Raw genomic sequence first — 12,577 nt, forward strand, 5'->3', positions numbered from 1 at the left:
GATATTAATACACTAAATTAGGGTATGGATAGTAGAAGTTTATCTAGGAAGGGTTGAAATCATTTGAAAAAACGATACTTATTCGCGATGTCTACATTATCGATAGCACTAGTTGCAGGCTGCGGAAATACAGCAGAACCGGTTGAAGGTACGGATAGTGAAGCCAATTTAACATTACAGCAAGTATATGAGAAAGCTATGCAGCGCCAGCAAAATTTGAAAAGTGTTCATGCAGAAACAAAGATGGATCAAGTGACGAGCTTCGTGATGGACGGTAAGACGATAGATATGACGAGCAACTCAAATTTGGCAATGGATATCCAGCAAGATCCGATTGCGATGTATTCAAAAGGAACAGTTGAGATGGATATGGGCGATGATAAAATGGAATTGCCAATCGAAATGTATATGACAGAAGAAGATGGCTTTTACTTGTTTAATGGCGATTCGAATGAATGGTTAAAGATGCCTGAGGAACAATATGAACAACTTTTAGCGCAAACAGGTGCGCAGGCAGATGCGTCAGAGCAACTCGAACAGCTTGAACAATTTATCGAAGATTTTAGCTTTGAACAGGATGATGAAAACTATTTGTTGACGCTGAACATTGAAGGGGATCAGTTCAAGCAGTTCATACTTTCACAAATGGGTGCCAGCTTAGGTGAATCACTGGAGATGAATGGTGAAATGCTTGAGAATATGTCCTTTGAAGATTCACAATATAATATTGTAGTAGCGAAAGATACGTTTGATATAAAAGAAATGGATATGGACCTGAAAATCATCACAAATGTCGAAGGTCAGGAAACTACGATTGAAAATGATGCGAACATTGTCTATTCGAAATTTGATGAAGTAAAAGAGATCAATATACCGAATGAAGTTAAAAAAGAAGCTAAAACTGAATAATAAATCAAGCAGCGAGGCCGCTTTATGGCGGAATTCGCTGCTTTTTCCTATTTAATATGAAATGAAATAAAAAAATTGACGTCTATCCTTTTCTAGTCGCTTGTAAACTGATATTATTGGTATAGTGTGACATCAGACAGTGTAAAAATGAGAGTGGTGAAATTGAAATGGATGAACAAAAAAGAGATGAGGATCAAAACGGTTTAAACGAAGAGCAAATTACAAAGCCGGCAGGGAAATATTTACGAATGAAACCATTTGCATTCATAATGGTCATTTTCCTGACAATTTTATGTACAGCCGGTTTAACAATTTTTGCGTTAACATTCGGCGAAAATAAAGTTGTGGAAGTAAAGGAACCGGTGGAACGGGCGGAATTTAAAAAACTTTATGATGCGTATGATGCACTTCAGCAAAAATATTATGAAGACGTAAATGAAGAAGAAGTGGTATATGGTGCAATCAATGGAATGTTTGATGCATTGGGCGACCCATATTCTGATTATATGAATAAAGATGAGGCAAGTTCATTTAATGAAAGCCTGTCTTCAAGTTTTCAAGGAATTGGTGCGGAAATCCAAGAACGAAATGGATATATAATGATTGTTTCCCCAATTAAAAATACACCTGCCGAAAAAGCCGGGTTACAACCGAAAGATATGGTACTGGCGGTTGACGGGAAAAGCGTCAAAGGCATGAGCTCTACAGAAGCTGTGTTATTGATACGCGGTGAAAAAGGTTCTGACGTCACTCTGACGATTCAACGCGGAGATGCAGAAAGCTTTGATATGACAATCGTGCGTGATGATATTCCTGTAGAAACTGTCTATGGTGATATTGATGAAGAAGGAATTGCACACTTCCAAATTACTTCTTTCAGTGAAAAAACAGCAGTAGAACTGGAAAAGCTGCTAATTGAATATGAAAAACAAGGGATGAAAGGGATTGTTTTAGATGTACGCCAAAATCCAGGAGGCTATTTAAAGGCTGCAATCGATATTTCAAACTTGTTTGTTGAAGAAGGAAAAACAATCGTTCAAATTCAAGAACGAGATGAAGCGCCACAAATTGTAGCTGCGGACAATCGTTCAAAATATAATCTTCCGATAACAGTATTAATCGATGAAGGAAGTGCTTCTGCTTCTGAAATTTTGGCAGGTGCACTCAAAGAGTCGGCAGGTGCCCAAATCGTTGGATTAAATTCCTTTGGTAAAGGGACAATGCAGGAAATTATTTATATGGAAGACGGAGCAAACTTGAAGTTCACAACAGGCAAATGGTTAACTCCAGACGGTAACTGGGTGAATGAAAAAGGAATTGCACCGGATGTGAAAGTTGACTATCCGGATTATGCTTCATTACCATATATCGATCCGAGCCAGAAATATGAACAGGATGCCAATCATGCGTCAATCAAAACAGCTGAGCGTATTCTGGAGGTATTAGGATATGAGCCAGGTGAAGTCGATACACAATTTGATGAAGAGACTGAAGCGGCAATAAAAGCATACCAACAAGATAATGAATTAGAAGTGACAGGTATTTTAACAGGTGATACAACATATGCCTTAATGGATGCCATTAGCGAAAAGCTGAAAACAGAAGATCCTCAAATTTTAAAGGCGAAAGAATTACTGGATATAAAGCCTGAAAAAACAACAAACGAATAAAAAATGCGGGCTGGCAAAAGTGATACAACACTTTATTGCCAGCCCATTATTATAGGAAGTGGAAATATGAAAGATGTATATTTATTTAGCGGGTTTTTAGGAAGCGGCAAAACGTCCATGTTAACCGATGTCGTTCGCCAGATGAAAGAAGCTAATTTGAAGCCTGCTGTAATTATGAACGAACTTGGGAAGCTTCCATTTGATTCACAGGCAGTCGAACAGGATGTACCATTGAAAGAAATGTTAGAAGGCTGTATTTGCTGCAGCGGAGCGGAAAAAACGGAAGCTCAAATCCAATCGCTTTTACATGATCAGGATTTTGATGTACTAATAATAGAAACAACCGGGGCTGCACACCCTGTAGAAGCACTGGATGCGGTCTATTCGCCTCTATTTGCGGATAAGTTAAATATTAAAGGAATTGTGACGGTGGCGGACAGCCGGTTATGGTTAGACAGAACAAGCCTTACTCCGCAAGTACGATCTCTATTTATGGAGCAAATTCGTCATGCCCATCTGTTATTGGCCAATAAAACGGACTTGCTTACGGAATCGGAACAAGCGCAAGTTGTTTATGAGCTGCAAGGGTTTAATGCAAATGCGTTCATCCTTCAAACGACAAATGGCCGTGTTCCGTTAAAGTTACTGCAAAATATGCAGTCAACTGCTCGTATATCAAAAGACGATATCGTGTCCGCCCGTATTGGTGAAAGTTTTAATTTAGGCTCACGACTCGTTCGATTTGATACAAGCTTTACACAAGAACAGTTTGAAAACTGGGTGCGCTCATTACCGGATACAGTTTACCGTATGAAAGGCTATGTTCCGATTGAGGGAATCAAAAATCCGATGCTGTTCCAATATGCTTATGGAATGGTCCAATGGCTGCCGGAATATATAAAGATGGAACCGAACTTAGTCATCATTGGTGAAAACATTAACAATCTAAAAATTATCTCTGTATCATAATTCGTCAATAGCTTTTCAAATGAAATGTTTGAGGGAATTGGATAAATTTATGGCAAAATATTAATTTAAATATAAGATTTAAAGGCTAATAAGTTGGTAGATGGGCAGTTTACCAATTTATAGGCCTTTTTTTCTTGGATTTTTCATTTACGATGGAATCACGAAAGGAGGCGTACAAAATGAAAAAATTAGTTCTACCATTTTGTGCAGTAATACTTTTTGCAACTCAAGCACCCGTTGCGAATGCAAGTTCAAACGCAATTGAAGGGGGCAAATCAACACCAACTACAAATCACATTCAATTAGCGAATGACTATAATATAAAACTTAACAATTTCTATAAACTTGTAAAAACGACACCTCAAAATTGGACAGTTATTCAACAGGAAGGGTCAACAAATAAAGATAAAAAACCTGCTTCAACTGATGTAAGCAAAGAGACTTCTAAAGAGGCTGACAAGGAAACGAACAAAGAGATTAGTAAGGAAGTAGAAAAAGAGCCAACAAATGTAGTAAACAACGAAACTCCAAAAGCTCCAACGACTGAATCACCGTCACAAACGCCTGCTACACAATCTAAAACTGAACAGGCGCCAGCTCAAGAGCAAAAAGAAACAACAGTTACAGATCAAATTTTAGCGATTGAAGAAAAAGTTGTTGCGTTAACAAACGCGGAACGTGCTAAAAACGGTTTAAGTGCATTACAGATCGACCACCCATTAATGGCGGCGGCACGTGAAAAATCTCAAGATATGAAAGATAAAAATTACTTCTCTCATACATCACCAACATTCGGCAGCCCATTTGACCGATTGAAAGCATTAGGTATTGCTTATAAATCTGCCGGTGAAAACATTGCCAAAGGTCAAAAATCTCCTGAAGAAGTTGTACAAGCATGGATGAACTCAGAAGGTCACCGAGCGAATATTTTAAATAAAGACTTCACTCATATTGGTGTAGGCTATGTGCAGGACGGTAATATTTGGACACAACAATTTATTAAAAAGTAATTTGCTGATGCTATCCTTTTTGTAATGAAAAGGGTAGTTTTTTGTTATTCAGTTATTGATTGAATTCTTAAAACAATAAAAATACTTTTATCGAATATTTATTATTTCTATTGATATTAAAATTTTTATATGCGAAAACACCCATTTTTAGAGAAATGCTTTATAAAGTGCCAAAATGTGCTACAATATACGGTATACTTTTAAAAAGCCTTTTAAAAAAAGGTGCAGAATTCGATGGAATAGAAGTGATAAATAGTTAAATCATTTTTTTAGAATAATAAAACAAGAATAATTATTGAATATTAAAAAGGAACTATAAAAAGTATAGTAAAAACAATCATCGATAATAAAATGTCACATCAAATAAATAAGATATATATCGAAGCATGTTGAAATGTCATGTTGCATAAAATAGATGCAATGACAATTGCTTTGTTAGGAGAAATTTATGAACGAAAAAACAATTATTTTAACAGGCGGGGGTACGGCCGGTCACGTATCACTAAATGAAGCGATTATCCCTTCATTGCAGGAAGCGGGGTATAATGTCCATTATATAGGCTCTCATGATGGGATTGAAAAGGAGCTTATAACAAATGCCTTTCCTTCATTGCCATATCACAGTATCTCGAGCGGGAAGCTACGTCGTTACTTTTCAGTACAGAATTTTACAGATCCATTTAAAGTAATGGCAGGGGTTACACAAGCCTTTTCGGTTATCAAAAAAATTAAGCCGACAGTCATCTTTTCTAAAGGCGGATTTGTATCAGTGCCTGTCGTGATTGCGGCAAAGTTGGCAAATATTCCGGTTGTTGTCCATGAATCGGACGTGACGCCTGGATTAGCGAATAAAATTTCATTACCGTTTGCGTCCCATATCTTTACGGTTTTTAAAGAAACAATGAAACATTTACCGAACGACAAATCGACTTGCACAGGTTCGATCATTCGTCAGCAACTATTTGAAGGAAATCGTGAACGTGGCTTGGCATTATGTGGCTTCACAACAGAAAAAAAAGTTCTGCTTGTCATGGGCGGCAGCTTAGGGTCAGTCATTATTAATGACGCACTTCGTGAAAATTTGCCTGTACTACTTGAAAAATATCAGATTATCCATTTATGCGGTAAAGGGAACGCCGACAAAAAATTTGAAAATCTGCAAGGCTACTCTCAGTTTGAATATGTGACAACAGAATTGCCGGATTTACTGTACGCTACAGATTTTGTTGTATCGCGTGCCGGTTCAAACTCGATATTCGAATTTTTAGCATTGCATAAGCCGATGCTGCTCATTCCTCTTTCTGCTGCAAAAAGCCGTGGCGATCAAATTTTAAATGCCAACTTATTTAAACAACAAGGCTTTGCACAAGTATTGGATGAGGAAAAATTGACAAAAGTATCATTTATGCAGGCGATTCAAAAGCTTGAAGAGAAAGCGGAAGAAATGATCGACCATATGCTTGAAGTCGAACACCCGAAAACTCCGAAAGAAATGGTTGCATTAATAACTCAATATGAAAAATAATTAATAAAAAAAGGGGTTACCTAAAAGTTCATACTTTTAAGGTAGCCCCTTTTTTATTTAAGGAATATTTGTGACGATTTTAACATATAAGCGTAATGAAGGTAATTACGTCACTAGTGAAAATTTCCTTTTTACATTGCCTGTTCCTCTGCTTCCTCGTGCGAATTCGCAGTTGTTAAATAGAACAGATCTTTTGGAATTTTAAAAAGACGGAATTTATTTACGCCTTGATTAATTTCTGTGAAAAGAGATGGATTTGATTCCTCCGCATCTACTACATAAGGTAATTTTAATGCTGCTGCTTGTGAGCGTGCATTTTCTTCCCGGATGCGTAAGAAAACTGTATGGAAATCATAGTCGAAAAATAGTTCATTTAAAAACGCTAATTTCGCTTTCTGATTATAACCGATGCCTTGATATGGTTTGCCGATCCATGTTCCTAAAAAGCCGGCGCCATCTTGGATATCAAAAATACTGATTGTTCCGATTGGGGCACCCCAATCATCTACAATTGTACGTGAAATCGTTAATCCGTTTTGTTCTTCTTCTATTAATTGTTTAGTCATAAATAAATACTCTTCAGCTGAAGTCGCTTTTTGACGTACGAATGGAAATACAGACGGATGACGTAATAATTCGTATAATTCTGCTGTTTCATGAAGTTCTCTCTGTTTTAACATGTGAAACGCCTCCTTTTAAGAAGAAAATGGTAGAGCCTGTTGTTAAAGAAATAGTGCAAATAATCTTCTAATGCTAAAAGGTTCTTTATCATAAGGCAGTAGTCATTTCGAGCTTGATCTTACCTAAAAGAATTTGACGTTAAACTATTATGCATAATTCGTCTGTCTCGCTCTATCCTAGACAATTAATAACAAGAAATATATCTACATTTTATTATAATATATTCTCTTGTCGCAACTTTCAAGCTCGAAAAAAACATTTTTTTCTGCTAAAAGTCGATATATTCAGAATAATGCGTAAATAAAAACTATTAATGACAGGATGAATTTTTTAAAAGTATAATATAATAAAACAAGAGAGAACACGGAGGCACAAAATATGAATATCCAACTTACGAAAGTTCATGGTTCTGGAAATACATTTTATTTATACGAAGCATTATATGATGAACAATTTAATTTTGTGAATTTCACAAAACAATTATGTCATCCATCCATTGATGGCGGGGCAGATGGCTTATTATTGGTGCTTCCTTCTTCCGCAGCAGATGCAAAAATGCGCGTCATTAATGCGGACGGCTCGGAAGCTTCGATGTGCGGGAATGGGTTACGCTGTGTCGCACGGTATGTCTGCGAAAAGTTAAATGTTAATGAAGCGGTGATCGAAACAATGCATGCCTGTTTGAAAGTGAAACGTGAGGACTCCATTTTTGAACAGCTTCCTACATACTCTGTAGAAATCTCGCCCATTTCATTTGAACTATCATCTTTGCCAATGAAGGTAGATAACAAACGACAATTGCGCCACGAAATTATACCTGCTTTTTCAGAAGAAATTCCTTTTACTGCGATTTCTGTACCGAACCCGCATTTAATCGGAATCGTTGATAAAAAATATATCGAAAACACGATGCACCAACAAAAGCTAGCAGCCTATTTGAACAGTGAAAATGAATATTGTCCTGACGGGGTGAATGTCAGCTATGTCCAGTCATTATCGTCTGATGAAATATTTGTCCGAACTTATGAGCGTGGGGTAGGCTTTACAAATGCTTGCGGTACTGCAATGACCGCCTCTGCACTGATTGCCTCAATTGAAGGATTCGTAACGAATAGTAAAGTAACTATCTATAACCCGGGAGGCTTTGTTCAATGTGAGGTTTCAAATAATGAAGGAAACTGGGAATTGGCGCTCATCGGAAATGCAACGGTATTAGGGGAATATGAATTCGAAATTCAAGACGAACAATTACAGTTGGTTCATATTCAGCCGGCAGAAGAGCAAATCCAATATGAGAAATGCAAACTTTTTGTGAAAGATAAAATAGAAAGCTTTCTGTAAAGATCAGTAAAGTAGGGGGACAAGGATGATGAGTTCCATTTTTTCAATGGATCTATTGAATTTGTTATTCAAAAATAGTAATGATGCTGTGTTCTTTATGGAAAAAATAGATGAAAAGTATCGTTATATTTTTGTCAATGATGCTGCAGTAAATTTGATTAATACGAATCCTTGCGGCAAAACGATCGAACAGGTAATTCCTTCCCATTTGGCAAAAACGATTATTCACCATTATGACTTAACAATCGAACAAAATAAGCAAGTTGAATTTGAAGATTTCACTTATGAAAGAATGAACGTTCGAAAACAAAGAACGACAACTATTCCAGTAATACAAGACGGGAAAAATTATGTTTTGGCTATGACAAAAGAAGTGTCGATGAGTCTTGATTTAGAAGATAAATATTTATTTATGCGTTCCTTATTCTCTAATTCATTTTTATCAACGATATTAGTTTCCAATGACCTGCAATTGCTTGAAGCGAATACAAAATTTTTGGGTGAATTTAATATTCAAATGGAAGATGCTTCCCGTACAAGTATATTGGATATGCCTTTTATAGAAAGAAAAATGGCAATAAAATTAAAAAGCTATTTGAAACGTGCTCAGCTTGGAGAAAATGTTCAATCAAAAATGCTGTTTTTTATCGATAAACATAATGAACAGCGATGTTTTACTGCTTCTTTTTCTTCGCTGACAAGTAACGGTGAAAATATTGCCGTATTTATTATATTGCAAGAAATAACAGAGTATATAAAACAAGGACAGGCATTACGCACTGCATCGCATGGCCTGGAAATGTTCAAAAATGCGATCAATTCTTTTGCTGACGTTATTTTTACAGATGCTGACGGAAATATAATAGATGTAAATGAAAGAGTTATTAAAAATACAGGCTTTACCCACGACGAATTAATCGGTCTGCCACACCATTTTCTTCATTCAACGTATCACGCAGATACGGCTTCAATGAGTTATTGGCAAAAAGTCAGAAAAGAAGAAATTTGGCGTGATGAAGTATGCATTCGTAAAAAGAATGGCGAAATTTATTGGGTGGACTCCACTATAATTCCTTTGAAAAATGAACTAGGGGATGTCGAGCAGTTTTTAATGGTTCAATATAATATTTCGTCTGAAAAGCAATTAATGTCTGAACTATATATAATTGAACGTAATTTCAGAGCGATTACTGAAAATACGAATGATTTTATTGTCGTAACAGACCGCTACGGCAAAATTAAATACGCTTCACCTTCCTATTCAAGGAAACTTGGCTATCGGGAAGAAGAGCTGATAGGTGTTCCGTACGATCGATTGCTGAAGCCTGAAAGTGTCCAACTGTGGCATGAAGCATTGAACCCGGAAAAGTTTGATAGTGTAGAAGAACAAAAAATTGAATTGCTTTTGTATAAAAAAGATAATAGTACGATATGGACGGAAGGGAATTATACGCTAACGTTCGATTTGGCAAATCATGAAATCACGGAAATTGTCATGGTTTCTAGAGAAATTACCGAGCGCAAGCAGCTGGAAGATAAATTAACCTATTTAGCGTATCATGATAGTCTTACGCAGCTAGGTAATCGCCGGAAACTATACAAGGACTTTCCGCTGCTTAAAACCGAAGCAGACGAAACAGGCACCTGCCTGGCAATTTTATATCTTGACGGTGACAATTTTAAACAAGTAAACGATCTATATGGCCATGATGTAGGGGATGAGTTTTTAATTCAATTCGGGAAATCACTCGTTCGCAGTGTGCGAAACGAAGACCTCGTAATAAGGCTGGGCGGAGACGAATTTTTAATTGTTATAACAGGGCTGTCCACTGACGAAAAAGACCGTTCAGTTCAACTAGCCCATATTATGGACAGAATCAAAGAAAATCTGCAAATCGGATGGATGATTAGAGATGCGCATTTCTCACCTACTGCCTCGATGGGTCTATCGATTTATCCACATCACAGTTTAAATTTGGATGTGCTTATCGACTTGGCAGATCAGGTATTATACAAGGCGAAACAATCTTCCAATTAGCACATTCTTCATATCCATATCTTACTTGCAAGAATACGGAAATTTACTCCGTATTCTTTTTTTATTGTAAAATACAAATGGTACAATAATGAAGATATATATTGTTGATAGAGAGGGTAGCTGATGAAACAGAAGATTTTAATAATTGAAGATGAAAAAAATATTGCACGTTTCCTTGAACTGGAGCTTAAGCACGAGCGATTTGAGACGGTTGTTGCATATGATGGGAGAACGGGTCTGGAATTGGCTGAAAGTGAACTATTCGACTGTATTTTGCTCGATGTCATGCTGCCTCAATTAAACGGGATTGAAGTATGCAGACGAATACGGAAAACAAGCGATGTACCGATTCTGTTAATTACTGCACGTGATGAAGTAATGGACCGCGTTTCAGGGTTGGATGCGGGAGCAGATGATTATATCGTGAAGCCGTTTGCGATAGAAGAACTACTAGCCCGGATCCGTTCGATTTTGAGAAGAGTCCAGCATACTCAAAAATCTAAACAACTCATTGTAAGGGATTTAGAAATCGATGTGCATGCATATGAAGTAATATTTGAAAATAATAAAATCGAGCTGACAAGAAAAGAATTCGATTTACTGAAGCTGCTTGTGGAGAACAGAAACCATGTATGTACACGTGAACGTATTTTAGAGACAGTTTGGGGATTCGATTCAGAGGTAGAAACTAATGTAGTTGATGTATATATTCGCCATTTACGTTCAAAACTGCAAACAGAAAATACTCCGTACATTGAAACAGTACGTGGTGTTGGATATGTGATACGCGGGTGAGGATGATGAAAAACAAATTACTGAACCTTTCATTAAAATCAAAGTGGATGCTTGCAGTCGGTGTAACGATTTTTGTAAGCTATGCCCTTATTTCTGTTGTGCTGTATATCGCATTGCAAACATGGCTTATTCATAATGAAGAAAAAAATGCATTGCGAACGGTTGATGATATGACAACATACTTTGAATCACAAGGTAACACTGTTACAGTACAGGCACTCCAAAACAACACCGCATTGATGAAGGCCATTTTAAATCAAGAACAAACGGTACGTGTATTTAATCTGGATGGTATTGAGGTAATGCGTATCAATGATGCTGCGCCGGCAGCACAACTGCCAAAAAATCAAAATTATTTTTCAACTGTTATTGAAAAGCAGATGATTTCAGGATCTGAAAGCTATGTCATCCACAGAGTCGTTCAAATCGGACAATTTCAAGGGGTTATGCAGCTGATTCACCCATTAGCAGCATTTCAATCGATGATGAATTATATTTTGACAACAATTTTTATTATTGGTTTCGGTGCCATTTTATTTTCGGTTGTGATCAGCTATTACCTGGCGAATATGCTAATGAAACCGCTTGTCCAATTACGGGACGCAATGAGTTTTGTTAGAAAAAACGGGTTTACTGCACAGCCTAACTTTGATTATTCGGCAAAAGATGAGATTGGCGATTTACTTCATATGTATCGTACTTTAATGAATGAACTGGAAATATCATTTACAAAACAGCAGCAATTTGTCGCAGACGCCTCGCATGAACTGCGAACACCGATTCAAGTTATTGAAGGTCATTTATCATTAATTAAACGGTGGGGTAAAGATGAACCGGAAGTAATGGAAGAATCGTTAAACACTTCGTTAACCGAAATTGCGCGTATGAGAAAAATGATCGAAGAACTATTGCAATTGGCAAGAAGGGAGCAAGCGGATGAACAGGCTGAGGCTGATATAGAACAAGTATATGAACAGGTAAGAGAAGAATTGTTGCAGCTATATCCTAACACTGAGTTTCGCCTCACTGTTACCGGTGATAAAACGGCTGCTTCCATTACCGAACATGCTTTAGCGCAAATCTTTAGAAATATTTTGAGTAATAGTATACGATATAATAGCAATGTTCCAAAACTTCATGTAACAATTGATTATAATGAATTACAGTCGCAGATTTCAGTTACGTTAGAAGACAATGGCATCGGTATTTCTGAACAACAATTACCACATATTTTCGACCGGTTTTACCGGGCGGATGCATCCCGAACTAATAAAGTTGCAGGTACTGGACTAGGGTTAAGTATTACGAAGATGCTTGCAGATAAATATGAAGTGAAAATTGATGTCGAAAGTAAATTACAGAAAGGTACCTTTTTTTACCTTAAACTTCTTAAAAAATGAATAATTTTTCTCAATCTAATTACTATTTCAATAGTTCACGAAAAAAATTGCTTAATTTGATAAAAAGAGTTGTATTTTTTGTGAAGAGTAGTAAGATTGAGATGGAAAAAATGTTCTTCCGCCGTTTATAAATGTGCTTTTAGTCCATGTGGAAGAATGATAAAATATTATTTGCTTTGTTTTGGTAGATAAAAAGAGGGTACTTACTTTATCTACATACAAAAGAAGGTAATTTTTGT

Annotated in this window: 10 protein-coding genes; 9 read left to right on the forward strand and 1 reads right to left on the reverse strand. The window is 36.7% G+C overall.

The window, feature by feature from the left end:
• Window positions 1–63 precede the first annotated feature (63 nt).
• From M3166_RS04805 to M3166_RS04825, 5 genes are all read left to right on the forward strand, one after another.
• Window positions 64–909 (forward strand): DUF6612 family protein, encoded by an 846-nt coding sequence (locus M3166_RS04805; RefSeq protein WP_251687823.1) that lies wholly within the window; start codon window positions 64–66, stop codon window positions 907–909.
• Between the two features lie 167 nt (window positions 910–1,076).
• Window positions 1,077–2,579: a S41 family peptidase gene (locus tag M3166_RS04810; RefSeq protein ID WP_251687825.1), complete on the forward strand. Its 1,503-nt coding sequence runs from the start codon at window positions 1,077–1,079 to the stop codon at window positions 2,577–2,579.
• 66 nt (window positions 2,580–2,645) lie between these two features.
• Window positions 2,646–3,548, forward strand: a complete 903-nt coding sequence (locus M3166_RS04815) for a CobW family GTP-binding protein (protein ID WP_251687860.1) — start codon at window positions 2,646–2,648, stop codon at window positions 3,546–3,548.
• A gap of 179 nt (window positions 3,549–3,727) precedes the next feature.
• Window positions 3,728–4,558, forward strand: a complete 831-nt coding sequence (locus M3166_RS04820; protein ID WP_251687862.1) for a CAP domain-containing protein — start codon at window positions 3,728–3,730, stop codon at window positions 4,556–4,558.
• Window positions 4,559–5,006: 448 nt separating this feature from the next.
• The gene (locus M3166_RS04825) at window positions 5,007–6,083 is read left to right on the forward strand and encodes an undecaprenyldiphospho-muramoylpentapeptide beta-N-acetylglucosaminyltransferase (RefSeq protein ID WP_251687864.1); all 1,077 of its coding nucleotides are present in this window, start codon (window positions 5,007–5,009) and stop codon (window positions 6,081–6,083) included.
• Between the two features lie 131 nt (window positions 6,084–6,214).
• Here the strand turns inward: M3166_RS04825 and M3166_RS04830 are convergent, their stop codons facing one another.
• The gene (locus M3166_RS04830) at window positions 6,215–6,763 is read right to left on the reverse strand and encodes a GNAT family N-acetyltransferase (RefSeq protein WP_251687866.1); all 549 of its coding nucleotides are present in this window, start codon (window positions 6,761–6,763) and stop codon (window positions 6,215–6,217) included.
• A gap of 379 nt (window positions 6,764–7,142) precedes the next feature.
• Between M3166_RS04830 and dapF the strand changes: the two genes are divergently transcribed.
• From dapF to M3166_RS04850, 4 genes are all read left to right on the forward strand, one after another.
• Window positions 7,143–8,105, forward strand: coding sequence for a diaminopimelate epimerase (gene dapF / locus M3166_RS04835; protein WP_251687868.1), 963 nt, complete (start codon window positions 7,143–7,145; stop codon window positions 8,103–8,105).
• 25 nt (window positions 8,106–8,130) lie between these two features.
• Window positions 8,131–10,143 (forward strand): GGDEF domain-containing protein, encoded by a 2,013-nt coding sequence (locus tag M3166_RS04840; RefSeq protein WP_251687876.1) that lies wholly within the window; start codon window positions 8,131–8,133, stop codon window positions 10,141–10,143.
• A 123-nt stretch (window positions 10,144–10,266) separates the two neighbouring features.
• Window positions 10,267–10,938 carry a response regulator transcription factor gene (locus M3166_RS04845; protein WP_251687879.1) on the forward strand — a complete coding sequence of 224 codons (672 nt, stop codon included), beginning with the start codon at window positions 10,267–10,269 and terminating at the stop codon, window positions 10,936–10,938.
• A gap of 5 nt (window positions 10,939–10,943) precedes the next feature.
• Entirely contained in the window at window positions 10,944–12,338 is a 1,395-nt protein-coding gene (locus tag M3166_RS04850) for a HAMP domain-containing sensor histidine kinase (protein WP_251687880.1), read from the forward strand.
• The last annotated feature ends 239 nt before the right edge of the window (window positions 12,339–12,577 follow it).

It is taken from the genome of Solibacillus isronensis, assembly GCF_023715405.1.
Lineage (GTDB): Bacteria > Bacillota > Bacilli > Bacillales_A > Planococcaceae > Solibacillus > Solibacillus isronensis_B.